The sequence below is a fragment of the Halomonas sp. 18071143 genome (genome assembly GCF_019211725.1).
In the GTDB taxonomy this organism is placed as follows: domain Bacteria; phylum Pseudomonadota; class Gammaproteobacteria; order Pseudomonadales; family Halomonadaceae; genus Vreelandella; species Vreelandella stevensii.
Genome location: NZ_CP078120.1, coordinates 786,241 through 812,352, shown reverse-complemented (window position 1 = coordinate 812,352; position 26,112 = coordinate 786,241). Strand labels below are relative to the sequence as shown.

At 57.4% G+C, this 26,112-nt stretch carries 27 protein-coding genes and 4 pseudogenes; 7 read left to right on the top strand and 24 right to left on the bottom strand.

The window, feature by feature from the left end:
* The first annotated feature begins 135 nt into the window (after window positions 1-135).
* From KVY02_RS03960 to KVY02_RS03950, 3 genes are all read left to right on the top strand, one after another.
* A complete protein-coding gene (locus KVY02_RS03960) occupies window positions 136-1,830 on the top strand; it encodes a 2-isopropylmalate synthase (RefSeq protein WP_218314451.1) in 1,695 nt (564 codons plus the stop codon).
* A gap of 103 nt (window positions 1,831-1,933) precedes the next feature.
* On the top strand, window positions 1,934-2,317 hold the full coding sequence (locus KVY02_RS03955; RefSeq protein ID WP_081192501.1) for a fluoride efflux transporter FluC: 384 nt from the start codon (window positions 1,934-1,936) through the stop codon (window positions 2,315-2,317).
* Window positions 2,314-2,703 carry a fluoride efflux transporter FluC gene (locus KVY02_RS03950; protein ID WP_218314449.1) on the top strand — a complete coding sequence of 130 codons (390 nt, stop codon included), beginning with the start codon at window positions 2,314-2,316 and terminating at the stop codon, window positions 2,701-2,703. The genes KVY02_RS03955 and KVY02_RS03950 overlap by 4 nt, the downstream gene beginning before the upstream one ends.
* 82 nt (window positions 2,704-2,785) lie before the next feature.
* Here KVY02_RS03950 and KVY02_RS03945 read toward each other — a convergent pair whose 3' ends face one another.
* Both KVY02_RS03945 and KVY02_RS03940 read right to left on the bottom strand, forming a co-directional pair.
* On the bottom strand, window positions 2,786-3,643 hold the full coding sequence (locus KVY02_RS03945; protein WP_218314447.1) for a universal stress protein: 858 nt from the start codon (window positions 3,641-3,643) through the stop codon (window positions 2,786-2,788).
* 19 nt (window positions 3,644-3,662) lie between these two features.
* The gene (locus KVY02_RS03940) at window positions 3,663-5,153 is read right to left on the bottom strand and encodes a SulP family inorganic anion transporter (RefSeq protein ID WP_218314445.1); all 1,491 of its coding nucleotides are present in this window, start codon (window positions 5,151-5,153) and stop codon (window positions 3,663-3,665) included.
* A 475-nt stretch (window positions 5,154-5,628) separates the two neighbouring features.
* Here KVY02_RS03940 and KVY02_RS03935 point away from each other — a divergent pair, with 475 nt between their 5' ends.
* Window positions 5,629-6,642 (top strand): isocitrate dehydrogenase, encoded by a 1,014-nt coding sequence (locus KVY02_RS03935; RefSeq protein WP_100731020.1) that lies wholly within the window; start codon window positions 5,629-5,631, stop codon window positions 6,640-6,642.
* A gap of 131 nt (window positions 6,643-6,773) precedes the next feature.
* A complete protein-coding gene (locus KVY02_RS03930) occupies window positions 6,774-8,042 on the top strand; it encodes a PAS domain-containing methyl-accepting chemotaxis protein (protein ID WP_218314444.1) in 1,269 nt (422 codons plus the stop codon).
* Between the two features lie 39 nt (window positions 8,043-8,081).
* Here the strand turns inward: KVY02_RS03930 and KVY02_RS03925 are convergent, their stop codons facing one another.
* The 15 genes and pseudogenes from KVY02_RS03925 to KVY02_RS03855 form a co-directional block, all read right to left on the bottom strand.
* The gene (locus KVY02_RS03925) at window positions 8,082-8,732 is read right to left on the bottom strand and encodes a peroxiredoxin (RefSeq protein WP_081136178.1); all 651 of its coding nucleotides are present in this window, start codon (window positions 8,730-8,732) and stop codon (window positions 8,082-8,084) included.
* 125 nt (window positions 8,733-8,857) lie between these two features.
* A pseudogene (locus tag KVY02_RS03920) lies at window positions 8,858-8,959 on the bottom strand (IS5/IS1182 family transposase); the annotation flags it as partial.
* 171 nt (window positions 8,960-9,130) lie between these two features.
* Window positions 9,131-9,364, bottom strand: a complete 234-nt coding sequence (locus KVY02_RS18510; protein WP_218314443.1) for an HNH endonuclease signature motif containing protein — start codon at window positions 9,362-9,364, stop codon at window positions 9,131-9,133.
* Window positions 9,357-9,512 carry a hypothetical protein gene (locus KVY02_RS03910; protein WP_218314442.1) on the bottom strand — a complete coding sequence of 52 codons (156 nt, stop codon included), beginning with the start codon at window positions 9,510-9,512 and terminating at the stop codon, window positions 9,357-9,359. The genes KVY02_RS18510 and KVY02_RS03910 overlap by 8 nt, the downstream gene beginning before the upstream one ends.
* A 121-nt stretch (window positions 9,513-9,633) precedes the next feature.
* Entirely contained in the window at window positions 9,634-9,861 is a 228-nt protein-coding gene (locus tag KVY02_RS03905; protein ID WP_218314440.1) for a hypothetical protein, read from the bottom strand.
* Between the two features lie 99 nt (window positions 9,862-9,960).
* Window positions 9,961-10,275, bottom strand: coding sequence for a HigA family addiction module antitoxin (locus tag KVY02_RS03900; protein ID WP_008174257.1), 315 nt, complete (start codon window positions 10,273-10,275; stop codon window positions 9,961-9,963).
* A 14-nt stretch (window positions 10,276-10,289) separates the two neighbouring features.
* The gene (locus KVY02_RS03895; RefSeq protein WP_100731017.1) at window positions 10,290-10,571 is read right to left on the bottom strand and encodes a type II toxin-antitoxin system RelE/ParE family toxin; all 282 of its coding nucleotides are present in this window, start codon (window positions 10,569-10,571) and stop codon (window positions 10,290-10,292) included.
* Window positions 10,572-10,697: 126 nt separating this feature from the next.
* Entirely contained in the window at window positions 10,698-11,000 is a 303-nt protein-coding gene (locus KVY02_RS03890) for a type II toxin-antitoxin system RelE/ParE family toxin (protein ID WP_218314439.1), read from the bottom strand.
* The gene (locus KVY02_RS03885; protein ID WP_081136158.1) at window positions 10,988-11,245 is read right to left on the bottom strand and encodes a type II toxin-antitoxin system Phd/YefM family antitoxin; all 258 of its coding nucleotides are present in this window, start codon (window positions 11,243-11,245) and stop codon (window positions 10,988-10,990) included. The genes KVY02_RS03890 and KVY02_RS03885 overlap by 13 nt, the downstream gene beginning before the upstream one ends.
* Before the next feature lie 128 nt (window positions 11,246-11,373).
* Entirely contained in the window at window positions 11,374-11,673 is a 300-nt protein-coding gene (locus KVY02_RS03880; RefSeq protein WP_218314438.1) for a hypothetical protein, read from the bottom strand.
* Window positions 11,674-12,009: 336 nt separating this feature from the next.
* Window positions 12,010-13,161 (bottom strand): IS91 family transposase, encoded by a 1,152-nt coding sequence (locus tag KVY02_RS03875; RefSeq protein ID WP_218314437.1) that lies wholly within the window; start codon window positions 13,159-13,161, stop codon window positions 12,010-12,012.
* The gene (locus KVY02_RS03870; protein ID WP_213262753.1) at window positions 13,154-14,011 is read right to left on the bottom strand and encodes a tyrosine-type recombinase/integrase; all 858 of its coding nucleotides are present in this window, start codon (window positions 14,009-14,011) and stop codon (window positions 13,154-13,156) included. Before KVY02_RS03870 ends, KVY02_RS03875 begins: the two co-directional genes overlap by 8 nt.
* A gap of 314 nt (window positions 14,012-14,325) precedes the next feature.
* Window positions 14,326-15,200 (bottom strand): annotated as a pseudogene (locus KVY02_RS03865) (transposase); the annotation flags it as partial.
* A gap of 45 nt (window positions 15,201-15,245) precedes the next feature.
* Window positions 15,246-15,614 (bottom strand): IS66 family insertion sequence element accessory protein TnpB, encoded by a 369-nt coding sequence (tnpB, locus tag KVY02_RS03860; RefSeq protein ID WP_081136160.1) that lies wholly within the window; start codon window positions 15,612-15,614, stop codon window positions 15,246-15,248.
* A complete protein-coding gene (locus KVY02_RS03855; protein WP_218314435.1) occupies window positions 15,614-15,931 on the bottom strand; it encodes an IS66 family insertion sequence element accessory protein TnpA in 318 nt (105 codons plus the stop codon). Before KVY02_RS03855 ends, tnpB begins: the two co-directional genes overlap by 1 nt.
* Window positions 15,932-16,004: 73 nt before the next feature.
* On the opposite strand from KVY02_RS03855, the pseudogene KVY02_RS03850 reads away from it, so the two are divergent.
* Window positions 16,005-16,208 (top strand): annotated as a pseudogene (locus tag KVY02_RS03850) (transposase); the annotation flags it as partial.
* Between the two features lie 246 nt (window positions 16,209-16,454).
* On the opposite strand, the gene KVY02_RS03845 reads toward KVY02_RS03850, so the two are convergent.
* The 7 genes from KVY02_RS03845 to KVY02_RS03815 form a co-directional block, all read right to left on the bottom strand.
* Window positions 16,455-17,006 (bottom strand): hypothetical protein, encoded by a 552-nt coding sequence (locus tag KVY02_RS03845; protein ID WP_218314434.1) that lies wholly within the window; start codon window positions 17,004-17,006, stop codon window positions 16,455-16,457.
* Between the two features lie 85 nt (window positions 17,007-17,091).
* The gene (locus KVY02_RS03840) at window positions 17,092-18,222 is read right to left on the bottom strand and encodes a FliC/FljB family flagellin (protein ID WP_218314432.1); all 1,131 of its coding nucleotides are present in this window, start codon (window positions 18,220-18,222) and stop codon (window positions 17,092-17,094) included.
* Window positions 18,223-18,518: 296 nt separating this feature from the next.
* Window positions 18,519-20,588, bottom strand: coding sequence for a helicase C-terminal domain-containing protein (locus tag KVY02_RS03835; protein ID WP_218314431.1), 2,070 nt, complete (start codon window positions 20,586-20,588; stop codon window positions 18,519-18,521).
* Window positions 20,589-20,726: 138 nt separating this feature from the next.
* Entirely contained in the window at window positions 20,727-21,329 is a 603-nt protein-coding gene (locus tag KVY02_RS03830) for a type I-E CRISPR-associated protein Cas6/Cse3/CasE (protein ID WP_218314430.1), read from the bottom strand.
* A complete protein-coding gene (locus KVY02_RS03825; RefSeq protein ID WP_100732253.1) occupies window positions 21,326-22,243 on the bottom strand; it encodes a hypothetical protein in 918 nt (305 codons plus the stop codon). The genes KVY02_RS03830 and KVY02_RS03825 overlap by 4 nt, the downstream gene beginning before the upstream one ends.
* On the bottom strand, window positions 22,240-22,932 hold the full coding sequence (locus tag KVY02_RS03820; RefSeq protein ID WP_218314429.1) for a hypothetical protein: 693 nt from the start codon (window positions 22,930-22,932) through the stop codon (window positions 22,240-22,242). The genes KVY02_RS03825 and KVY02_RS03820 overlap by 4 nt, the downstream gene beginning before the upstream one ends.
* Window positions 22,914-23,990, bottom strand: a complete 1,077-nt coding sequence (locus KVY02_RS03815) for a hypothetical protein (protein WP_100732252.1) — start codon at window positions 23,988-23,990, stop codon at window positions 22,914-22,916. The genes KVY02_RS03820 and KVY02_RS03815 overlap by 19 nt, the downstream gene beginning before the upstream one ends.
* A gap of 282 nt (window positions 23,991-24,272) precedes the next feature.
* Between KVY02_RS03815 and KVY02_RS03810 the strand changes: the two are divergent.
* Window positions 24,273-25,623, top strand: a pseudogene (locus tag KVY02_RS03810) (IS1380 family transposase).
* Window positions 25,624-26,112 lie beyond the last annotated feature (489 nt).

The following is a 26,112-nucleotide window of genomic DNA, read 5'->3' as shown; positions in this document are numbered from 1 at the left end:
TTTCGCGGCGTTATGGTTACACTAGCATGGCTGCCAAAAGCAGCTGCTCCCAGGGCCTCTTACCCGGAGGCCTGGCACGCGGCTCACGCCACAAGCGGCCGCCTCAAACAACCTCATGCTTTCAGGAAACTCACCATGTCTGCCTTCGATCATCGCAAGTATCGCCCTGCCCCGCGGGTACCCGCGTTCAATCGCCAGTGGCCCGACCGGGAACTGACCCACGCCCCCATCTGGGTGAGCGAAGACCTACGCGATGGCAACCAGGCGCTACTGGAGCCGATGACCGTCGAGCAGAAGCAGCGCTTTTGGCACCAGATCATCAAGGTCGGTATCAAGGAAGTGATGGTCGGCTTTCCCTCCGCCAGCCAGCCGGATTACGACTTCGTGCGCTGGCTGATCGAAGAGGATCAGATTCCCGATGACGTCACCATTGCCGTGCTGGTGCAGTGCCGAGAGCACTTGATCGAGAAAACCTTTGCCTCGCTGGTGGGCGTCAAGCGCGCCATCATCCACCTGTACAACTCCACGTCGACCATTCAGCGCGAACGGGTCTTCGAGATGGATCGCGAGGGTATTACCGACATCGCCGTTCAGGGCGCCACCTGGGTCAAGACTCATGCCGCGCAGTACCCCGACGTCGATTGGCGCTTCCAGTACTCCCCTGAAAGCTTCTCCAGCACGGAGATCGATTTTTCACTGGCCATCTGCGAAGCGGTGATGGATGTCTGGCAGCCCACCCCAGACAACAAGTGCATTCTCAACCTGCCCACCACCGTGGAAGTGGCAGGTCCCCACCATCACGCCGATCAGATCGAGTACTTCTGCCAGCACATCAGCCGCCGCGATAGCGTGATCATTTCGGTACATACCCATAACGACCGGGGCGGCGCAGTGGCCTCTGCCGAGCTGGCCCTGCTGGCGGGTGCCGATCGCGTCGAGGGCACGCTGCTGGGCAACGGCGAGCGTACCGGCAACATGGACATCGTGACGCTGGCCATGAACCTTTACAGCCAAGGCATCGACCCGGCGCTGGACCTCTCCAACCCCGACGAGATCATCCAGGTCGTGCATGAGTGCACCGGCATTGCCATTCACCCCCGCCACCCCTGGGTGGGCGAGATGGTCTACACCGCGTTTTCCGGCAGCCACCAGGATGCCATTCGTAAATCGCTCAAGCATCAGAAGCCGGATGAGCCATGGCAAGTGGCCTACCTGCCCATCGACCCCCATGACATCGGCCGCGACTACCAGGCGGTGATCCGGGTCAACAGCCAGTCAGGCAAAGGCGGCATGGCCTTTTTGCTGGAGCGGGACTACGGCATTCACCTGCCCCGCTGGATGATGCTGGCACTGGCCCCTTATGTGCAGAAAGAGAGCGAGCGGCGCAACAGCGAACTCTCCAGCGCCATGGTCCGCCAGGTGATGTTCGATCAGTTCGCCTTGGATGCACCACTCTCTCTGGCGGATTATCGGCTCTCCAAAGGCCATCAGGAAGGCATCGACATCACCCTGTGGCACGGCACTGAAACGCTGCGCCTTTCCGGCACGGGCAACGGAGCCATGTCATCGTTCACCGACGCCTGGAAACAGCATACCGGCAGCCACGTGGCCATTCTGGACTACAGCGAGCACTCACTGGGGGGCAGCAGCGAGGCCAATGCCATTGCCTTCGTGCAGCTGAATATCGACGGCCAACGGGTATGTGCCGTGGCAGAGGACAGCGACACGGTGAGTGCCTCGCTCAAGGCCGTGCTGTCAGGCATCAACATGGCCAGCATGGCAGCATCCAGCGAGGCCCCCGTCGAGCACTCCTCCATGGCCACCGCTTGATCTTCGACGGTTGGGGCATGAAAGTGAGCAAGGCCCGCCCTCAGGGCCTTGCCAAACATGCTACACTTTTTGACCTTGATTCTGCTTTCCACACGAGGCCACCATGGACGCTGGCATGGCCAGTCTCTTTCTGATTGCCTTGGGAGGCGCGCTTGGCGGCATGGGCCGCTTTGCCGTGTCCAATGCCGCCGCGAAACGGCTAGGCAAAGCCTTCCCCTGGGGCACGCTCATGGTCAATGCCAGCGGCGCGCTCGTGGCGGGCTGGCTGCTGGCACGTTATGGCTTGCAGCATCACGACCCCATCTGGATATTCGCCATCATCGGCCTGCTGGGCGGCTATACCACCGTCTCCTCCTTCAGCCTGCAAACCCTGGAGCTTTACCAGTCGGGGCAAGCCGCTCGGGCGGCACTCAATGTTGCCAGCACGCTAGGCCTGGGGCTTTTGATGGCTACCCTGGGCTGGTGGCTGGGCGGGGGGTTGTCATGAACGCCTATCTGGCCGTTGGGCTCGGCAGCGCCGTGGGCAGCCTGCTGCGTTACGGGGTGTCACTGGCATCCCTGGCAGCGCTTGGCAGCTATTTCCCCTGGGGCACGCTACTGGTCAATGTCGCGGGCTCGCTGCTGATCGGCTGGCTGGCGGCCACCACCTCGCGCTTTCCTCACCGCGCGCTGGCACGCCACCAACCTCTGCTGGTGGCAGGCTTTTGTGGCGGCTTCACCACCTTTTCACTGTTCGGCCTGGAAACGCTCTACCTCGCCCAACAGCCCCAGTGGTGGCTAGCACCGCTCTACGTGCTGGTCAGCGTCCCGCTATGGCTGCTGGCCGCCTGGGCCGGAGAGCGCTGGGCGCTTGCCTCCTCGCCCACACCGTGACGTCTGTGTGCCAAGCGCACAGGCACACGCCAGTCTCGAATAAAGACTGGCGTGCATGGCACTCCTGACGGCAGATGGTAGGTCAGCGCAGAATCAGTACCGGAATTCGGCTATTGCGCAGCATGGTCGTGGTTGTGCTGCCGACCAACAAATGACGAATTCGCGAGTGCCCGTAAGCGCCCATGACCAGCAGGTCGATGGCGTTTTCTTGCTCATACGCCTGTAAAACGTCATCCACTTCCCCGGCACGAATTTCTCCCTGCGCATGATGTCCCGCATCGCGTAAGGTGCCAAGCGCCCATGCCAGCTCGCTGCGATGTTCCGCCGTGTCTGCCCCGACAATCAGCACATGGCAGGTGACCCCCGCGAACAGCGGGGAACGGGCCAACATTTCGACCCCCTTCCTGGCCGTTTTGCTGCCGTCGAAGGCTATCAGCACCTGCTCTGGACGCTTGAAGGCTCTGGGCACCATCAAAATCGGACGGTGCATTTCACGCACCATACGCTCCAGGTGGGCGCCCAGATGCCCGCTTGCCTGATGGTCGGTTTCACCACGCTTGCCCACTACCAGCAAGCGCATCTCTTTCTCCAACGCCACCAGCGTTTCCACCAGCGTGCCATTCAGTTGGCGGAGAGTGGGCGCACTCACACCGCCTTCTACCGCTCTGGCACTGGCAGCTTCAAGCATCAGCTTGCCTTGCTCTCGGTTTACCCTGGCACGCTGCTCATCCAGCGCCGAAAGCTCTTCCATCAACTTTTCGCGGGCACCAAAACGCAGGCTTCCGGACAAGTCCTGGGCTTCGGGCACGCCTGCGTGATTATCCACGATGTGCACAAACGTCAAAGGTGCTTCCAGGGCCAGGCTGGCCCAGGCGGCGTAGTCACAAACGCCTTCGGCAAATTGGGAGCCGTCAATGGCGGCGATTACCTGTTCAGTCATGTTGTTCTCCTTACCGTGCTCAGTGGCCGCCCATCAGCTTTTCAACCGCTTCCGGGTCGTTATGCACCGCGTAGCGATCTACCACGGTGGCGCTAGCTTCGTTCAGGCCTACCAGCTCGACCTCGGTGCCTTCACGGCGGAATTTGATCACCACGCGATCGAGGGCCTGCACAGCGGTCACATCCCAGAAGTGCGCTTTCGATAGATCAATGGTGACCTTGTCGACGCTCTCTTTGAAATCGAACGCAGCCATGAAGCGCTCGGACGACGCAAAGAACACCTGCCCGACCACCTGATATTCGCGCTTCTCTCCAGGCACGAGCTCTTTGGAGCCCACGTACATGATGTTGCCGACTTTATTGGCGAAGAACATGGCCGCCAGCAGTACACCCACAAAGACACCCATCGCCAGGTTATGAGTGCTCACCGTAACGGCGACGGTTGCCAGCATGACGATATTGGTGCTCATCGGGTGTTTCTTCAGGTCGCGAATGGACTCCCAGCTAAAGGTACCAATCGAGACCATGATCATCACCGCCACCAGCGCGGCCATGGGGATTTGCGACACCCACTCCGACAGGAACACCACCATCAGCAGCAGCACGACACCCGCAATCAGCGTGGATAAGCGCGTGCGACCACCGGATTTGATGTTGATCACCGATTGGCCAATCATGGCACAGCCCGCCATACCGCCCATCAGTCCGGCACCAATGTTGGCGGCGCCCTGGCCTTTACACTCGCGATTCTTATCGCTGGAGGTATCGGTGAGGTCATCCACGATCGTGGCCGTCATCATCGATTCCAGCAGGCCCACGACCGCCAGCATGACCGCGTAAGGGAAAATGATCATCAACGTTTCAAGAGTCAGCGGCACGTTCGGCCACAGGAAAACGGGCAGCGTATCCGGCAGTTCGCCCATATCGCCGACGCTGCGAATTTCCATACCGCTGACCATGTACACTACGGTCAATACCACGATGCACACCAGCGGTGACGGAATCGACTTACCCACCACCGGTAAATAGGGAAACAGATAGATGATGCCCAGCCCGGCGGCTGTCATGGCATAAACATGCCAGGTCACGCTGGTAAGCTCCGGCAACTGGGCCATGAAAATCAGAATCGCCAGCGCGTTCACAAACCCGGTGACCACCGAGCGGGAGACGAAGCGCATCAGCTCCGCCAGCTTCAGGTAGCCCGCGATGATTTGTAATACACCCGTCAATAGCGTGGCCGCCAGCAGGTACTCCAGGCCATGCTCTCTCACCAACGTCACCATCAGCAGCGCCATCGCTCCGGTGGCGGCAGAAATCATGCCGGGGCGACCACCGGTAAAGGCGATGATGACGGCAATACAGAACGAGGCATACAGCCCCACCTTGGGGTCGACGCCAGCAATGATCGAAAATGCGATGGCTTCAGGAATTAGCGCCAGCGCGACGACAATACCTGAGAGCGTATCGCCCTTGATATTGGAGAACCATTCTTGCTTGCTGAAAAGTGCCATTCAAGGAATCCATGGTTTGAGGGTGATCGACATTGCACACCAGGACCGCACGGAGGCAGCATGTGGGCATAGCGTTGTCAAAGTTTGTTGAAGGAAGACTACCAAACGAAGACGCTGACGCGCCGATAGCCAAATAACGGCAACGGAATGCCATGGCACCGAGATGACGCGAAGCGCGTCATGGCGCCGAAAAGGAGGGAGAACCTAGGGTGGAGTCATCAGCCCTGATATCGGCAGGACGATGGCTGCCATGGTGTCGTTCATTACACAGAAACCTTACTGCTTTATTGTGTCCGGCGAGGGAGAAGCCGCCATGAGCGCGGCATTTTATCAGTAAACAGGGGCCTTCGCACCCATCTCCCTGGACGTTTAGACGATGCCCCGCCCCCTAAGTATCGCTTACCATGGCACTCAAATAGCGGGCCCATCGCCTGCTCTCCATCACTTTTCAACCACGTCACGAGAGGATCCGCACATGAGCCAGACAGTAGCAGTGATCAAAGGCGACGGCATCGGCCCCGAAATCATGGACGCCACCCTGAAGGTGCTGGAGGCCCTCGAGTGCGGGCTGGCCTATGAGTTTATCGATGCAGGACTGGTCGCGCTCGAGAAGCACGGCACGCTGGTGCCTCAAGCATCGCTGGATGCCATCGAGAAACACGGTGTTGCTCTGAAAGGGCCGCTGACAACGCCGATTGGCAAGGGCTTCTCCTCCATCAACGTTCAGTTGCGCCGTCATTTTGACCTTTATGCCAACGTTCGCCCGGCCATCAGTTTTCCCGGCACTCGCTCACGCTACGATGGCATCGACATGATCACCGTGCGGGAAAATACCGAAGGTGCCTATCTCTCCGATGGCCAGGAAATGGTGGACGACGGCAATACCGGGCTTTCCGTGATCAAGGTGACCCGCCAGGGCTCCGAGCGCATCGTGCGTTACGCCTTCGAGCTGGCCAAGCAGAACGGGCGTAAAAAGGTGACGGCTGTCCACAAGGCCAACATCATCAAGACCAGTTCCGGCCTGTTTCTGGACGTAGCCAGGGAAGTCGCCAGCGAGTATCCGGAGATCGAATTTCAGGAAATGATCGTGGATAACGCCTGCATGCAGCTGGTCATGAACCCGCACCAGTTCGATGTAGTGGTGACCACCAACCTGTTTGGCGACATTCTCTCGGACCTGTGCGCCGGGCTCGTGGGTGGGCTTGGGCTCGCCCCAGGCGCCAACATCGGTGAAAAAGCCGCTATCTTCGAAGCCGTACACGGCTCTGCGCCCGACATTGCGGGCAAGAATATGGCCAACCCCTGTGCGCTGCTGCTGGCAGCAGCACAAATGCTGGACCACCTGGGCATGCAGCAAAAAGGAGACGCCATTCGCAACGGCATCCGTGCGGTACTCGAAACCCGCCGAGACATGATCACCCCCGACATGGGCGGCACTGGCACGACGTCGACCTTTGCTCAAGCCCTGGTGGAGCAGGTCAATCATTGATAATTATTAAAATAGATACCTTATATTACCAATTTGACATTTTGTGCCATAAAGATACAAAACAGTGTTTTTTATAAGCAACTGGTCTATTCTAGGAGCGTTTATAACAACGCTCCCGGAATTTTACGGCCATGCTTACCTCCCTGAAATCTGACCAGCTGCGTAGTGCACTGTCACAACACACCGCTTGCATCTACTTTACTCCTGAGGGCGTGATTCAAGATGCCAGCCATCTGTTTCTGAGTACGGTAGGTTATTCACTGGCGCAGGTTAAAGGGCAGCACCACCGAATGTTCTGCTTTCCCGAAGATGCCAACCGCCAGGAGTACCAGGCTTTCTGGCAAGCGCTGGCCGCAGGAGAGAGCCAGCAGGGGCGCTTTCGGCGGGTAAATGCACAAGGGGAAGAGGTCTGGCTGGAAGCCACTTACCTGCCGATCAAGAACCGCCGTGGCAAGGTGGTGCAGGTGTTCAAGGTAGCCAGCGACGTGACCGAGAAACACCAGAGGGCGGCACGGGAGCGGGCCATTCTGGCAGCGCTCGACAGCTCCATGGCGGTCATCGAGTTCACCCCTGATGGCTACATTCTGGAAGCCAACCACAATTTCGAGCAGGCCATGGGCTATCCGCTGAGCCGCATTCGCGGTGAACACCATCGCCTGTTTTGTGAGCCCCAGTTTTATCAACAGCACCCCCACTTCTGGCAAGAGCTGGCCCGCGGCGAGTTCAAGCAGGGCAAGTTCGTCCGGCTCAATGCCCAAGGGCAGGTGGTCTGGCTGGAAGCGACCTACAACCCCATCTTCGATGCCGAAGGGCGCGTGGTTAAAGTGGTCAAGTTCGCCACCGACATCACGGCAGAAATGACTGCCACCGAGGCTGCCAGGGCGACCGTCGGCAGCGCCAGAACGTCATCCAGCCAGACCGAGCGCATTGCTCAAGAGGGGCTTTCACATCTGCAGAAGGTGCTTGCCGACTCGCAGCAGGCCGCCTCGACGCTGGTCGAAGCACAGCAACTGATCAACGCCCTCAACCAGCAGGCTGCCCAGATCAATAGCATCACCAGCTCCATCGCTCGGATTGCCAGCCAGACCAACTTGTTGTCGCTGAATGCCGCGGTAGAAGCTGCACGCGCAGGCGAGCAGGGTCGTGGCTTTGCCGTAGTGGCCAACGAGGTGCGCCAACTGGCCAAGGGCTCCAGCGATGCCGTGAGTGAGATTACCCGAGTGCTCAAGGAGAACAACGCCCTAGTGAGCAAGACGACACAAGCCATGCAGCAGGTGGTGGAGCAGGGCCAGAATAGCCAAACCAGCGTGAAGGAGATCGAGGCGATCGTAAACGAGATATTGCAGGGAGCGCAAAGCGTATCTCACTCGATCGAGCGACTCGCGCTCGAAGCGAGCTGAGCTACCCCACCAGCTCAGGCTGGCGGGGCGTGCTACGGTTTAGCGCAGTTTGGTTTTACGCAGGTACGGCAGTACCGCGTCGAATTCACCAAATTTCTGCTGAGCATCCTCATTGGAAACGCTGGGAGGAATGATGACATCCTGCCCTACACTCCAATCCGCAGGCGTGGCCACGCCGTGCTTGGCGGTGGTTTGCAGCGCATCCAGCGCGCGCAGGATCTCGGCAAAATTGCGTCCGACGGTCATCGGGTAGGTCATCGAGAGCTTCAGCTGCTTGTCCGGGCCAATGATGAAAACCGAGCGCACCGTCGCGCTATCGGCAGGCGTGCGGCCATCGGGCAAGTAGGCGTCTTCCGGCAGCATGTCGAACAGTTTGGAGACCTTGAGCCCTTCATCGGCGATGATAGGGAAGCTCACAGCACTGCCGCTGACGGTCTCGATATCGCCCGCCCAGCGCTTGTGATCCTCGACACCGTCCACGGACACCCCGATCACCTTGGTGCCACGCTTTTCCCATTCAGCGCTCAGGGTAGCCACCGCGCCAAACTCGGTGGTGCAGACAGGAGTGAAATCCTTGGGGTGGGAAAACAGAATCGCCCAGCTGTCGCCTATCCATTCATGAAAGCGAATCGGCCCCTGGCTGGTTTCCGCTTCGAAGTCAGGTACAACGGCATTGATACGTAGTGACATGGTGGCTCCTCAAGTAAGGGTATCCGGTTTTCATACCTTATATGACTTTACCGCCCTTCACTATAGAACTTTTTGAGCTAAGCAGGTAAACGGCGTTCATGATGGAAACACACAAATGCCCGCGGTTGCCACGGCACCAGCTTCTCCATCCTGGCAAGAAACCGCTCGCGGCGGGTGACCTTCTTCTTGTTCTGGTGCTCAGCCTGGGCGAATGAGATCTGTTTCATCGGAGTGGCTCTGTCAGCGGGTGTTGGACGACAGGTCAGATTTTACCTCGTCGGTGGCTATGAGGCAGCTCCGACGGGATTTATGCAGCGTTTCCCTAACGCCGCGCTCTGCGGCAAATTTGGAGCGCAGCGGAAAATTTGTCCGACAGCAGCGCCTTGTTACGCTCTGATTTAGAAGCGATATATATCAATCGACAACTTTCCTGCATGGTATTTTTTATGGCAATCATCACATAGAGTGACAAAATTTAGAATATTGTCGCTACCATCCTCAGAGTAAGGAATAAGATGGTGCCCTCTGGCGACCTTTTTTTCGGTATCCCAGCACACAATACAGATATTTGCTTGAAGCTCTTTTATTTCACGCTGCTTTTTCGTGTGTGAGTATGGACGTTTTTTACTCATCGCGCTGATCTTCAATTAGTGCTCGAATCTTACTTGGTAGTTCGTTAGCTTTACCCTCAACTAAAGTCGCTTTAGCACGATCAGACGTTACTTTTTTCTTCAATTTTACTAGCTCTGAGTGCATCTCACTTTGCTCTTTCTCGGTCATCCCATCAATTCTGAGAATAAGAGCTCTATCTCTAACTTCTGCATTCGTAGAGGCGGAATTAGGGCATGTTCGTCTGTTGTGGCCTTCATTGCCACAATTACTACATCGCATAGAACCATCCTTAGAATGTAGAAATTTTTACATCATCTTTGCTAACTACAACTTCATTATCACCTTCACTTACTGTCCAGATGGATTTAATTTTCGGAATCCCATCTTCAGTCTTATCGAGCAACACAACATCAACATGCCCTTTTTTCCGTTTTACCGATATAGCCACGCTATCCAAGTAATTAAAGACGTTTAATACTTCATCGCCCTTTTTCAAAATCTTAATTTCAATATTCATTTTTTACCCTCTGATTTATGTGATGGAGCGTAACGCCTGCCGTCACCGGTGACAAAGCCAGAGCGAAGCGGAGGTTTTGGCATCCGGTGCACGGCCTGGTTATGCAGCATGTAGCGGCTTGATTCGATCCACTTCTTCCTTGACCGACTGCGCGGCAGTCCAAAGATCAACAGACCGCTGTGCGTTCAGCCAGAACTCCGGCGAATTACCAAACAAACGCGCAAGCCGGAGCGCCATTTCAGGACTCACAGCACGACGCTCGCGTAGTAACTCATTAACTGACTGACGAGAGACGCCCAGAGATTCAGCCAACCCCGAAACGGTAAGGCCATAGTCCGGAAGAAAGTCTTCCCTCAGCATTTCACCAGGATGAGTCGGTTTGCGCTGCATACCGGCAGTATTAAGAATAGCCATAGTCATCACCTCACTCAGTGGTAGTCACACACTTCGACTTCATACGCATCACCACCTTCAAAACGAAAACAGATACGCCACTGATCATTGATTGAAATTGCGTGCTGCCCCTGCCTGTTTCCCGACAGTGGGTGAAGGCGGTTGCCGGGCGGCACTTTCAAATCCTCAAGCTGTAAGGCCAGATCCACGTATTCAAGTTTTCTAGCGGCTCTCGGAGCAACATCCGCAGGAAATTTCTTTGACTTGCCCTTGGAGTAGAGCTCTTGGGTCCGTTTGTCAGCGAAGGATTTAATCATGAAGAAGAGCGTATCGCGTCACGTGACACTTGTCAATGCGGCCTGGATGTGACTGCATAACGCAGAGCGCACCGGCGACCTTGACGCAGCGAAGCGGAGACAAGGGCGTCCGAGTGACGCGCCTGGTTAGCTGTTCCCAAGCATGTACGCACGAAGCTGCCGCTCCTCTCGCATGACATAGAGAACGAAAACCCGCTGCCCGTCCTCACGATAAAAAATGCGACACGGTGGAACCACTACCTCCCTGTATACCGAATCAGGGAGCTCTGGAGGAACCCGCCCAGATTGGGGAAAATTTTCCAAACGCTCGATCTTATCGAAAACTTCCTGGACCAGATGACTTGCGGCAACAGGATTATCCAGAGCAATGTACTCAGCGATGGCATCCAGTTCCTGAATGGCGGGCTCCGTCCAGATTACTTCAGCCATTTACTCATTTTCTCCCTGACCTCACTCTGGCTGTAAGTTCTTCCCTCAAGTACAGCACGCTCTCCCCGTGAGAGTCCCTCAAGCAGCTCAAGTCGGCGCTGCATGAACTCGTAATCCTGCACATCAACAAGGTATGCGGATGGCTGACCATGCTCCGTGATCAGTACCGGCTCTTTAGACAAGTGCAGATCTGCCAAAATCTTTGTGGCTTGGCGCTTGAGGTTCGTAACAAGCTCAACTTTCATGGGCTCACCCCGAATCGACTAATAGTGACACTATAGTATCACTTTTCAGGTAGGGCAATCACAGCTAACGCCTTGCTCACCGGAAAATTAGGAGCGTAGCGAGTAATTTTTCCGTGTGTAGCAATTTGTTATGCCTTTTTGACGCGCCGCTTCACCTCAAGCCTGTCGAGGATGTCGTCCGAGAAATAATATTCGACACATTCCTTGAAATAGTGGGCATTTTCTACTGAGGAGAACTCAAGGATTAACGGATCACGAGTTTGAAACTCATCGTTTGTTAAGCCAGAAATCGCTCCCCACCCCTCAATTGAACACATCAACCCTCGAAGCATACTTGAAACTTCGCCTTTATCATCGCTCCTTATACGACTCATATCGATTCTGATTCTTGGTGTGTAGTTCTTCTCGAATAACTCTGTGACCTTCATAGTATCTCCAATTGTTTACTCGGCATAACAGTGAAGCATTTATTCGCCGTGCGGAGCATGGCAAATAAATGCCTGTTGGACTAAGGCGCGTCCATCAGGCGGCTATTTAATAGGGAATTGTATTGACTGACAGGTGGCCTGAGGTGCCAAACGGCGCATTGGCAGGTCGGGGGGCACGCGCTCTGATCGTCCGTTTCGTCATTATGTCGACACTTCCAAATCCAATTTAACCCAATGTAGCGCGTCTGATGGCTAAAATCCATCATCGGGACGAGCTTATCCATGACTCGCTAGCGAGCCGGTTAGCCAGGTCTGTTGTTGTCGTAGGGCGTTACATCATGCTCGATAGTGTTGCTCCTTGTCGTTAGGCGGCTGATCATGGAGGGGGCGCTGGGGTGTGAGCGTCCCGATCATCCGTAAGGTGGGCTGCTTGCAGTGTGGACAGGTGTAGGTCGGCTCCGCATCGCTGGCGGCTGTATCGACATGGGGGGCCTGGTCAACCATCGCTAGCGCTCGACGGATCTGTACCAGACGTTGCCGTCGGCAGCGATTGGCCAGAAAGCCGTAATGCCGCACTCGCATCAGTCCCCTAGGCAGGACGTGGAGCAGGAAGCGACGCACGAACTCCTCGCCATCCAGAATGAGTTGCTTGTGTCGGTTGTGGTCGCGGTAATCCTTGTAACGTAGGGTCACTTGCTGGTCGTCTACGGCGAGGATACGTGCGTTGCTGATGGCGATCTGGCGCGTGTAGCGCGCCAGGTAGCGTACTACCGCCTGGGTGTGTTCAAGGCAGTCCTTGCTGTAAACCACCCAGTCAGTGGCCATCAGTGTGTTCAATTGAGCATCGACATCGCCGGGCCGGGTAACCCGGTGGAGATCGCCAGCATGGGCGGCCTTGCGCAGAGCGCTCACCATGTGCCCACGGAAGTGGCGTGACAGGGCCCGCACGGGGAACAAGTAGTTGCTTCGCGCTTCATGCCACTTGCCATCGTCACTCAAGGCACCGCCTGGAACCAGACAATGCAGATGCACATGCTGGCTCAGGTTCTGGCCCCAGGTGTGAAGCACCGCGATCATGCCCATTTCGCCGTTGAGGCGTTTTGGGTCTCGTGCAAACGTGCACAGCGTTTGCCAGGCACTCTGGAACAGCAATCGGTGAATCACCTCGGGATGAAGCTGAACCCAGCCATTAAGACTGTGCGGTAGCGTGAATACGACGTGGTAATAGCGCACCGGCAGCATATTGGCCTGCTGACGCTCAGCCCATTGCGCCATGGCGCGGCCCTGACACTGTGGACAGTGACGATCACGACAGCCAAAGTAGCGTGGCTGTACATGAGCGCAGTCAGAGCACTGTAAGACCATCCCACCCATCGCCTTCGTTCGGCAGGCCAGCAGATGGGTACACACCCGTTGGCGCTGGCGATCAAGACCGCTTGGGTCGAGAAAGCGGGTCAATGCCTGTTGCAAGGTAGCGGCCTTAGTCATGGCTCACCTCCAGGGCGGCCACCAGGTCAATATGACACTGATCTCCCCCTTGCTGGTTCGGTAGCCAGTGCAGGTAGCGCATCGTCGACTGGAGGTTACGGTGGCCCAGTAGTCGCTGGAGCTGATGGACGGGCAGGCCTTGCTCCAGAACATGGGTGGCATAGGCATGGCGCAGACTATGGATGCCACCCACCCGCTCGACCCCGGCCAGACGCTTGGCCTGGGTAAAGGCCTTCTGTGGCGCACTGGCGTGCAGGGCTTGATCGGGAAACAGAGCGCTCGGGAACAGCCATGTGACTGGCCGATAAGCGCGCCAGTAATCGCGCAAGCGATCAAGCAGGGTCACGGGTAGTAACACCATACGATCCTTGCCGCCCTTGCCCTGCGTCACACGGAGTTGGTAACGCTGGCTGTCGATGTCACTAACTCGCAGGTGGCAGACCTCGGTCACACGCAATCCGCAGCCATAGCACAGTTCGAGCATCATGCGATGCTTGGCGTTTTGGCAGGCGGCCAGGATCCGCCGAACCTCGTCGCGGGTCAGCAGTTCTGGAATCCGCTGCGGTTTTTTGGGGACGGTGAGCGGCACATCAAACGACGGCCACTGCAACACGTGCAAATACAGGAACCGCACGCCGTGCAGATAGACACGGCAACTGGCGGCAGACAAACCGCGCTCCTGAACCAGGTGATTGAAGAAGTGTTGCAGGTCGTCGGTACTCAACGTGTCTGGCGAACGGTGGAAATAACGTGCCAGATCAGTGACCACCATCAGGTAGGTATTGTGGGTACGTTGCGCAAAGCCACGCTGACGCATGGCCGCGATCATCTTCTGTCGCAGGGCAGTCATCGTCGTCACTCCTGTTGATTGACCCACGTGGGTCAATCAATAGTGTGGCCCGATGAGGCGAAAAACGTGATTCGTCAACAGCTACCGCGAAGCGGTTTAGTTCAACAGTGATTATACGCCCTGCCATGAAACCTCAATGAACGTGACATCACAATGACTGAGGTTTCACAGCCACCAAATTGAATCTACCTCATTGATTCTACAGCGTGCAAAGAGAATTTTGGCGATGTAGCCAAAATTCGCGGGCTTGCGCGTTTTGCTCGTCTCAATAATACTGTTTTTATATACAGCACTATTGAGGCATTCTCCCATCCCCACATCCACTTGTCCGATTGGGCTTTTTTGCCATCCTCCTTGAGTACCTGGATCCGGGTTTCATCGGCCTGCAGGTAATCACTGCTGTTCTGGGTTTCACGTATCAGGGTCATCAGCGGTTTGAACACGTCGTTCAGGCGGATGATCCAGTGGGCCATGCTGGTGCGGCTCAGGTCATGACCCAGGCGCTTGAACACTTGAACATCTGCTCCTGCCGGTACAGTGGCAGGCCATCGGCGTACTTGGAAGTGATCAGGTAAGCCAGTAGTGACGGTGTGGCAATGCACTTGCCCAGTGGGTGCTTGGACCGGGCGGCCGCAATGACATGCTCTTGGCCGTCTTGTTCGAACACCGCCTTTTCCTGCCAGTACTCCAGGACTTTCAGTTGGGCCGGAATGTACTCCAGTTCTTCCTTCACTTTGGTGAAGAAGGTCCTGGAAGCTCCGGCTTTCTCGTCGTCGCTGAGGGTCAGTTCAATACGCTCACGCAAGAGCGTGTCGGAGAAGCCGCGTTGATGGCGCTTGCGGGAGCGAGGCGGTGCATCGGCTTCTTCCACATCGTCAGGGAGTTCGTCGCGTAGTTCGTCAATCGCCACTTCCAGCTCGGCTTCATCGAACAACACGATCTGGTTGGGCTGTTTTTCACTGCTTGCGGCGAACTGCTGGATCTTCTTGTGACGCAGCAGCTCTTCGAGAATAGCGATATAGTTGTCGCGACGCCGGAGGGCCTCATCATGCTGCTGCAACTGACTCTGCAGAGCCGCTTCTTTCGCGGCCAGTTGTTCCTGCAAATCGTTGATAACCGCCGCCATTTCAACGGGCGATAGACCGCTGAGATCGGGTGTTTTTGGCGTATTATCAGGCGTTGTTTTCATGGCGAAATGATAGCAAAAACAACGCCCTGACACACTTGAAAAGTGCTACCCAACGCTCTCGTAATGCAGCGTTTTATGGCCCTGCAGCAGGGTGATGTCGTAGCCGTCCAGCAACCAGTTGATCTGCTCGCCGTTCAACGGCATCAGCTCATCCGACGGGCCCGGCCATTTAAATTTTTCCTCGGCCAGGGACTTGTAGTAAAGCACAAAGCCGTTGTCTTCCCACATCAGACACTTAATCTTGTTGCGCTGCCGGTTGGTGAAAGCGTAAAGCGCGCCGGAGAACGGGCTGTGCCCCAGCTCCTGCTCGACAATCAACGCCAGGCCGTTGGCCTGCTTGCGAAAGTCGATAGGCTGTCGGTACAGGTATATCTCCGGCAGGTCCCAGGAGGGGCGCAGATAGCGGTGGCGCATTACAGTTGCCTCAGCACGGCACCGAGCAACTCCACATTGCCAGCGTGCAGGCCGGTGATCGAGACGCCGCCGGGCAATGACACCGTTAATCCTTCTGACGACTCCGGACCAGGCACTGCCGATACCTTGGCAAAGCCGGGCGACGACACGGGTTGCTCCGGAAACGACGCCTCCGGTTCGGTCAGCTTTTTACGCCAATAAACAAAGCGGCAATAGGTTAGTGACTGCTGTTGGCAGTAGGCCATGCCGGACAAACCGGATGCCTGCCAGTCCTCGATATGTTGCTGCCAGAGACGTTTGCGTTCGATGTGTGTCATGCTGATTCCTCCTGGTGTTTATGAGGAAATCAGTGTGGGCAATTTCAGGGCGTGGCTGTAGGTGCCGATTTATGGGCGCTTACAGAATATCAATGGCCTTATCCGTCAATATTTACCGAAAGGAACAGACCTTTCAGTACACAGCCAGGAAGAGCTGGATGCCATTGCCTTTGAGCTGAATATGCGGCCTCGAAAACGCTTTGATTTTAAATGTCCGATAGAAGTGATGAGCGAGCTGATGGCCAAGTACCATGAAAGCCCATCAACCATCCAATGAGTGTGTTGCACTCAGAGTCTGCATCCGCCCACTTAAATCAGTTGAAATTAAGTGCTTATACAGAGATTTTAGCGCACTTAGGAAGGCGTAAAACCAACACCTCACTGAGAAAATATGCACGTTCAACCTTGCATAGACACTTAATCAAACTTAAGTGGCTTTCTAGATACTCGAACAGCAAGAAGAATCAATCTCAAAAGGAAGAGCAAAGAAGAAGTATGAAGTTGGCTCATCTTCAGCACTTAACTACCCAAAACCTAATATTTTCGTTATAACACCTGAGGCAACTCCAGCGGCAGTGCTCTTAGAAACATTCGCACCAGAAGCAAAGATTTCTTTCAGTCGAAGTAACGGTGTATCGCTATTTTTTATAGAACCTTCTTCAAACGTTTTATTCAAGTGAAAAAAAGCACGGGAAGTTAACTGAAAACCAACACCTTCAACCTCTCTAACAAGCCCCTCTGCTATCAGAAACACTAAAGAACCTTCGAATATAGCAACCTGCTTTTTATAGTCACTTTCTTTTTCTTCGGTTATTAAATCAATAGAGTTTTCTAGCTCTATTTTTTTACTCCTTGCATATTCAACTTCCTCTTCACTATGTCTCTCAAGAGCAATTACGATATCTGCTATATCTTTTTTTAGCTTAGCTTCTTTTAACTCCTCATTTTTTTCAAATTTCAGATACTCGTTAATAGCTCCATTTTTATCCAAAGAGCAAGGAACTGGAAATTCTAAAGATAGAGTTTCCAGTATCTTTCCTGAATATATACTGAACTGTTCAAAATTATCATCCATTAGCGTCTGACTCCATAACATTAAAACGGGAGCCCTTAGGCCCCCGTCATTACTTACCACTTCAGTCTTGCGACCAAGCCTCAGATTAACCCAGCAGAGACAGCACGTTCTGCGGGATCTGGTTGGCCTGTGCCAGTACGGAAGTACCAGCCTGCTGCAGGATCTGCGCGCGGGTCATGTTGGCCACTTCCACCGCGTAATCGGCATCTTCGATGCGCGAGCGGGCGGCGGCCAGGTTGGTGGAGTTGGTGTTGAGGTTGATGATGGCATCCTCGAAGCGGTTCTGCACGGCACCCAGCTCGGAGCGCAGAGTATCGACCTGGTTCAGAGCGGCATCCAGCGCGGCCAGCGGATTCTCGGTGGCAACCGTTTCAGGGTCGGCGGTCAGAGCGTCGTTTTCCACATAGATCAGCTCACCACCTTCGTTGGTCACAGACCCATCGGCAGCGATGGTGTAGTCGCCAACCGTTACATCACCATCTTCATCAGCGATCAAGCTTGCCAGTTCGGAAGAGGAGACGGTGGCCATGATCGCGTTATCGTCGCCATCTACCTCACCGGTATCATACACCCAAGTACCATCTGCGAGCTTGGTGTATACAACTTCAGATTCTTCTTCACCCAGAGTGACGGTATCGTTTTCTGCCGCAAGCTCAAGCACGTCGGTGGCAGTAGCAGCGGGAGCGCCGACAACGCTGAAGCCATCTTCAAACAGAGTTTCGACATTGATTGTTTGAAGATTGACATCGATGGTCTCACCATCGTTGGCACCCACCTGGATGGTGATGGTCGACACGTCAGTGTCGAGAACCCTGACACCGTTGAAGTTGGTTTCTTGGGAGATACGGTCTATTTCGGCCAGACGTTGATCGATCTCTTCCTGGATGGACTGCAGGTCAGCCTGGCTGTTGGTGCCGTTTTGCGCCTGCACGGTCAGCTCACGGATGCGCTGCAGGTTGTCGTTGATCTGGTTCAGGGCGCCTTCGGCGGTCTGGGCCAGCGAGATGCCGTCGTTGGCGTTGCGCTGGGCCTGGTTGAGGCCGTTGATCTGGGCGGTCATGCGGTTGGCGATGGCCTGGCCGGCGGCGTCGTCCTTGGCACTGTTGATACGCAGGCCGGAGGACAACCTCTCCATGCTGGTCTGCAACGCATTTTGCGACTTGTTCAGATTGGACTGGCCAATCATGGAGGTAATGTTGGTATTGATCACTGACATGGGGTGAACTCCTTGTGTCGTTTACCGGCTCTTGGTGCAGCGTGTCTCGCTTGCTAGCCGTAGAGCCTATGTTGACGGCGCTCTTCAGCTCCGTTGTCTTTACTATCGGCCCCCCCTTGCGAAGACTTTAGGGCTTCGAGCGAAATTTTTGACTTTCCTTGCTTACCCCGGCCTTAGCACTTACCCTTTACATGTCGTTTACAAGCTCTGAGCCGCAGCCCCGCCGTCATTGGAAGACGCCGGGGCTGCGGCTTTTTCGTTGGGTGATTTTGTCGGGTGACAAAGAAATCAGCCGGTTAGAGCAGTGCCGAGAGAGCGGTACTGCCCGTAGGCACTGTATTTTCACCATCAGCGCCCCCGGCCTTTGGCTCTTCTGCTTGCTGCCAGGCGGGGCGAAAACGGGCGGGTATGGCGCCCAAAAGGGCATCGCTTTGAATGACGCCCGCCAGTGGCGGCGCGGCGGAGGGGCGGGGAAAGCGCGGTTCCAACAGCGTTACCAACACTTGATCATCAGGGTGGCGAATTGCCCGCCCCAGCCCTTGGCGCAGCTTATGCAGGGTGCGCACGGTGCTCTTGCGGTAGAGCATACCGCTGGCCATGGCCGTTGCCCGTTCACTATCCAGGCCACGGCGTTGCAGCAGTTGTTCGACCAAGCGCTGCTCCACGGCGCTACGTGCCGCACGTGGATTGCGTAACACCACCAGATGCGACCAGTAGGCACTATTGCCTTCACGGGTAGGCGATAGTCCTTCCCAGCCTGCCGGGGTTAATAGAATGGCGTCGTCCTCAAGTCGTGCCACCAGCTCGCTTAATCCCTGGCCCAATTGATGCGCGACCAGTCGGTGGCGTTGTGTATCCGGCCAGGCATCCACCAACGCTTCGACATCGGCGTAGCTGGCACATAGCACCAGAGTACGGCCCGGCTGGTCGATCAGGTAGGGCATCACGCCGTGCACATAGTCAGCGGAAAGCCGGTAGCCGCCCTTGGGCAGGCGGGCGATGGGGTGCGGCAAGCCAACCGGCAGGCGGAATTGCAGTGTGCCGAAGTGTCGTGCCTGAAAGCTGACCTGCTGGCCACTGCGCTTACTGGTGGTGGGTAGCTGCAGGCGGCTGCGCATTTGACGAAACTGCGGCGCCTCGCCTGGCGCATGGTCGAGATCAGAGAGGGTGGCGGAGGTCAGCAGTGTGGCACGATCACCCACGCCATTGCGCAGGCTGGAGGCCGCGCTGGGTGAATGAGCGACGATGCCCGGCAGCCCGCGCACCGGTGAGTAGTCCAGTACCAGGTAATGGCTGGCTTCACGCAGCCGAGTGGCGATGGTTTCGGCACTGTGGCGTACATGCAGCCACTCCCGCCATAGCGCCGGATCGTGAGCCGATTCCCGTGGCCGCCGCTTGAGTAGCGCCTCAATGGCGCCTTGAAGCTGGGCGCTTTGCTCATCACTGATACCGTGAGCGCTGCCGGCACGCTCGGCATCGGTGAGTGACGCCAGCAGTGCCTGCCACTCGGCAGCCGCAGGATGCTGTTTCAGCAGCGTCAGCAGACGCACGGTGGTCTGTAACGATAGCCGTTGGCTAAGCAGCTCTTCGGCCAGTTCGGGGTAGTGCTCGGCCTCATCGAGCAGCAGTACATAGGGCGAGGCCGCCTGGGTGACGCGCCCCTGTGTGACCAGGTCCACCACCAGCAGGGCGTGGTTGATCACCAGGATATCGCTATTTACCGCTTCATTGAGCTGGGCCTCCAGGCTCTCCGGCAAGGGGTCGTCGCGCCGCAAGGCCAAGTCCGATACCTGCCACCCCTCCGGTAACCAGGCAGGATCGAGATCGAGCAGGCATCCATCGCTCTCCAGTGCCCAACGCACCAGTTGCCGCAAGTTGGCGGGTAGGTGGCGATCCTTTTGCGCCGCTTCCAGGCTGATCGCCCCCAACTGCAGGGCCAGGCGCTCGGGGCTCAGGTAGTTTTCACGGCCCATGCGCAGTTGAAAACTGAGTGCCGGCAGCTCGGCGCGAGTAAGGTAATCGCGCACGATGGTGAGGTTCTCCGGCTGCAGCAGTTGCCGCTGCAAGGCGCGGGAGTGGGTCGAGATCACCGCCCGGCGGGCGGCCTGCTTGCCGCCCATGCGCTTACCCTTGGCGACCCAGTCGGCCAGTACCAGCTGGTAGGCCAGTGATTTGCCGATGCCGGTATCGCCTTCAACGAAATGCACCTGGCCTTGCGCCTTGACGCCGTCGAGCAGTGCCTGGGCATAAGCCACCTGCACCGGGTTGTGTTGAAAACCGGGGCGTTGGGGCAAGACGTTGGTGAGGTAGTCGATAACCGGATGCATGAACACAGGTATTGGAGAAATAGCGGGCCAGATTAGCATATCGCCCCAGCAGCGCCGGGGCGATATGACTCCCGCAGGGGCGGGATCAACAGACGTTCCATCGAGGTCTGCAGTGCGTTGCTAACACCTCCGCAAGGGCGGAGACGGCCATGGTAGCGCACTTGGCAGGTGGTTTCACTATTGCTGGAACAGCAGGCCCATGCCGTAAGTACGTAACCGCGAGAGCCCGCCGAGCCAGGCCAGCGCGGCACGTTGCGGGTCGGTGACGGTGAGCTGTGCGCTGACGTGTACGACTTCATGCCAGGCGGCCAAGCCAGTACGCTGTTGCCAGCGACCTAGCGGCAGGCAGTGAATCCGATCAGGCTGTGCGGTAAATCCATGGCGCATCAAGCGCTCGCTGAGCAGAGATTCCCAGCGCTCACGGGGCGCAGGCACATGGCGACTACGCGGCAACCGCTCCCCCTGCGGCGATAGCCGTGTGGCGACACTGGGCACCCACAGCCACTCCAGGCAGAGATCAGCACCGACGGTAAACGCCTGTTGGCGTTGATAGGCGCCAGGGAATGGCCGGTCAGCTCTGAGGGTCAGCAGATGGCGATCATCATCGAGTGCATCGAAGCGAAACAAGAAGGGACGTTCACCCTGGGAATAGTGAGTATCGCCGGTAAACAGTCGCCAGGCGGTGCGGTGGTAGTCGTCCAGGGTGGGAGCTTGCCCCGGCGCATGGCCGGGGTGGCAGAGCACAGCGGCCTCGAAGGTGTGAACCGTCATGGTGTTCAAAACAGCGATCCTTGCCGTTGTGTTTGTGGGGGCGCGGGTGTCAGGTAGGCTTCAAGGGCTGACAGGCGTGGCATCACTTCACGCAGCACCGCAGGTAAACGCAGCCGGTCGAAGGGGTCGGTCGGTAGCGCCATCAATAGCGCACGGGGGTCGGGTACCTTGCCAAGCCAGGCATCGAAAGCAGCATCGTCACGCTGGCCCCGTGCAGCATCCGTAATCGGCTTCCAGAACACGAGGCGGTCAGCCTGGTTGGTTAGTTCCAGGGTTTTCAACACCTGTGCCGTTTCCAGAATCGCCTGCAGGTCTAGCGGCGTGACACCTTGCTCACTGTTGCACCACACTTCTTTCAGCGAGGTGGTTGCCAGCAAGCGCCGCATCAAAATATCCGCTTTGCGGCCCCAGTTCTCGATATAGACGAAGCCCTGTTCCAGGGGGCGCTCTCCCGGCGCAGAGAGGGCACCGGCAATCAGTAAATCGAGCAATCGAGCCAGTGGTTTATCGGTACTCAAGCGGCCCTGCTGCCCCCACTCGCCCTTTTTGTACTTGGCGTGCAGCTTGGGCGGCAGGGTCAGATAAAGCTCGTTGCGCGGCGTGATGATGCCCCCCGAGCCTACCAGCATGCCGAGCTTGCCGTAGATCGGTGTGGTGGTGTTGCCAGTGTGGTTATAGCGTTCCAGACCCAGCAGGCGTTCACTCGGAATGCGCGGGGTATAGCAGGTCAGGCATACCTGCTCCGGCTCACCGGACTTGCCGTAACGGTATTCCGCTGCCTGAAATGGGGCTTCCACCTCACTCCAGCGGCGGTTACAGCAAGCGCAACTGGGGGTATCCGGGGTAAAGCGAGAAAACTCGGCCCCCACGCGCAGCTCGTGGGTGGCGGCAAACAGACGCTGGTAAGCAAGATGGCGGCTCATGCCAGGATCTCCCGCAGAATGCGCGGCGGTCGAAACACGGGTTCATCCGTACCCCAAGAGGTCATCCGCAATGTGTCAGCCAGCGGTGAGTAGGCCATGCCCGTATGCTCTTCCACTTGCCGCCAGGGGCGCTGCCGCCAGCGCTGTTCAGTGCTGGGAGATACACTGGCCACACTGATCATGCCTTGGCCGTGGTTGTGTCCGATGCCGATTTGCGGCAGCTCTTGCAATAGGTTGATGCAGGCATCCGGATCGCCTTCGGCGTAAAACAGCACGTAGGGGCTCAGCAGCGCCTGATGGTGGGTCATTTTAGGTGCCCAGTCGCCACCATCAATGCGCAACGCGGCGCGCACGTTGCGCGCCTGCAGCAGCGGCAGACGTTGGATATGCCCGATCTTCGCCTGCGCCTGCGCTTCCAAGCCAGCGTGCGGCGTCACGCCGAAAATCAGTTGTGAAGCGCGGTAGCCGCCGCGTGCCTTATCGAAGAGCAGCGGCAAGGTGTGGTAACGCGACCAGTCGAGCGCCCGCCGACAAGCGGCTTCTTGCAGCAGGGTATCGAGCCGGGGTACCACCAAGGGCAATATAAGCGGGGTGTGGAGTTGCAGCAGCAGGCGAAAGGCCTGTGCCCGCGCAGCAGGTATGCCCTTGGGAGAAGGGGGCTCACGCTCGCTCACTTGCGTGACTTCCACTGCTTACGGGCCTCCTGGCGGGTAGAGAGTGTAAAGTCGTATTGCGGCAGTGCCTGGGCGAATGCCTCCCAAGCAGCTTCCAGCGGTTCACCGTCAAGTTCGATGCCCATGTCATCCAGCCGTACCTGACCTATCACACTGGCCCGGCGCTGCCCTGCTGCCCGCTGTAGTACCTCCCACTCAGCGCTGATCGCGCCAAAGCCGGTCGCCAGATGCCCGCCCAGGCGTGGGCGCTGGGAAAACTCGCCCAAGCAATGCAGCAACAGGCCCAAGGACTCCGCTGAGCCTTCGATGATACGCAGGCGGCTCTGTAGCTGGCTGCCCGGCGCGATGGCCTCGACACCCTGGATCGGATGCTTGATCGATTCTTCCGACCCCTCCCGTGCTTTGCGGATCTCCTTTTCCTGAGCTTCCAGTTCCTTGATCTGCGTGCTGATTTCCTGCCTGACGGTGCGGTCGTCGCTATTGCGTGAGCGTTCCCGTAATTCGCGCACTTGAGCACGCAGCGCCTCAATCTCTACCATGCTCTCGCGGGCACTGCGCAGCTCAGTGAGTAGCGCTTCATGCTCGGCTTCATCCAGGTATTGAGCCAACTGCGGGCTATGCTCAAACTGGTCGTGACGCACGCCTTGCCCCGCCGTGATCAGGTTATCGCGCGAGGTCAGCAATGCGCCTACCTCCAGATAGCCGGCCAGCTTCCAGCGTCCGAACAGGCTGAGGAAAGGATTAGCGGCGCGCAGGAACGCCTCGGCGCGGGGATCGTGAGTGCCGCCTTCCTCGCTATTGACCTGGCGGGTGATATCCACCCCTTCGCCCAGCATGTACATCTCGGCACGGTTGAAGATGCCATCCAGCGGCTTGCCGTGTGCCTTCGCCAACTCACGGATCAACATGGTCAGCCCCGCCTTGCGCAGCGGACCACGCAAGGTACCGCCATTGAGAAACACCTGGCCATGCGGCGTACGCGGTAGACGCTGCTCCATGCCAACGTAATCCACCGTGATCGGCGCCTCGGCAGTGATGAGGCCAGAGAACTGGTAAGCGAGGGGTTGGGGCATGCAGATGTTCCTGAAACGGCACGGATGATGCGGCATATCCTACCACGCTCACCATCGACAAATAGCCCCGTGCTGAGCGCAGCCGCTGCGTTGCACTTTTCCCTATAGAGGCGGCTCCTCGATACCCAAAGCTAGGGAAATAAGGCTAAAGAAAAGGTAAGCGTTGCCGATGGCAGGAATGAGGGTGGATCCTGAATCCGTGAGACCGGCCCTCGGAAGCACTTCTAACCCACTGACCTGCATGGCAATATAGCCATTATCGCCATTCACCCAGACAGTGCCATGCCCAACATAAAGTTCCGCGCCAGTCGCCGCACCCTCACCAGCCACGCCGGGCTGTCCATCATCGGGCAATGCTTCGAGATCGCTGGCGTCGACAGCATCGACGGCCGCTTCCCCACCACGCTGGGCATGCGCACCAGTGACGTGATCAAGAGCTACCTGGGCCTGCTGTGTCTGGGCATGAGCGACTATGAGGCTGTCGAGAACTTCCGCCGCGACAAGCCCTTCCAACAACTGCTGACCCTGCAGAAGGTGCCGAGCGCGGCGACGTTGCGACAGCGGCTGGAGAAACTTGCCGCCAACGACCTGCAGGCACGCACCGCCACCTGGTCCACGACCCTGCTGTCACTGATCGAAGCACCGATCACCGCCGAGACGACGCACGTCTGCCTGGACATCGACACCTTCGTCATGGACAACAGCAACTCGAAGAAGGAAGGCGTCTCGCGGACCTACCAGAAGGTCGATGGCTACACCCCGATCGCCGCCTATCTGGGCAACGAAGGGTGGTGCCTGGGTCTGGAACTGCGGCCTGGCAAGCAGCACACCATGAAGGAGAGCAACGCCTTCCCGAGCGGGTACTGCCTCGCGCCCAATGCCTGACCAGCAACCGATCCTGTTACGCGAGGACAGCGGCTTCGACAGCCGGCGCACCGGCGCTTTCGAACAGCAACGCCGGTCTTTGCCGACGAGGGGCGCCGGCTCGACTATGTCGTCAAATGGAACCCGCGCGGCTCGGCCACGGCTGATCGAGATACCGGCTGGCGGTGGCGGCGGACTACTGGGAAGAGCTGCGTCCGGCAAGCGCCGTGCGCTGTGGACGCAGACCGTCTCGATCCACGACGACAACAAGACCGAATACGTCGTCCAACGCGTGATGCGCCCGGTAGAGCGCACCGCCGATCGCGATACCAGTTGCTGCTCGAACCGGACTATGAGTTGGAAGGCTGGTGGACCAGCTCGACGAGGCGCCGGAGGCGGTGATCAAGCGCTACCGGCGCATGCCACCCATGAGCAGTTTCACAGCGAGATCAAGACCGATCTCGACCTGGAGCGCTTGCCGTCCGGCAAGTTCGCCACCAACGATCTGATCCTGCATCTCGCCCAGTTGGCCTACAACATCCTGCGCCTGATGGGACAGCTAGGCATGACCGGCGAGCTGAGCCCGGTTCGCCACCCGGCCAAGCGGCGCCGGCTGCGCACCGTGCTACAAGAGTTGGTGCACCGTGCGGCTCTCGTGATTCACAAGGCACGGCAGATCATCCTCGACGTCGGGCAGGATATCGGGCGCATGACGGTGCTCAAGACGCTGCGGAGCCGACTGCGTTATCCACGAGGAACGCCATGCTGACCGTCAATCGGCGACACTCTATCCACAAGCAGTTCCAGGCGACACGCGATCGCCAGATATGTCGTGCCTGGCGGGTGGAAAGGCATGACAAAACGGGCCGTCAGCACCGATCAGCACGGTGGGTTTTGGCAATAACGGGCTTGCGAAAGCCAACTTGCACGGGGCGAATGATCAAAAAGTGCTCGCTGGCGGTGATAGGGAAAGTGTCGGCGCCGGCTTCACGGATTCAGGTCTTATTTACCCAGCGAGGCAACATATCCAAAATTCGCGTGCCGGCTCGTTTTCACGATTTAATCATACTTTATTGATAAATTTGGCTTAGGTCACGTGGCTTTGAAGAAAAATTGAGCTGGAGCAGGCTTTGGGCAGCTGACGCTGCCTTCGCGCCGGGCCGCCGCTGCGGGTGCCTTTTGGCTCGTTCCTCGCCAAGCGTTACGCCGCGCTACGGGGTGGCTAGATTGCTTATGTGGTGTGATCATCGCGCGCTGA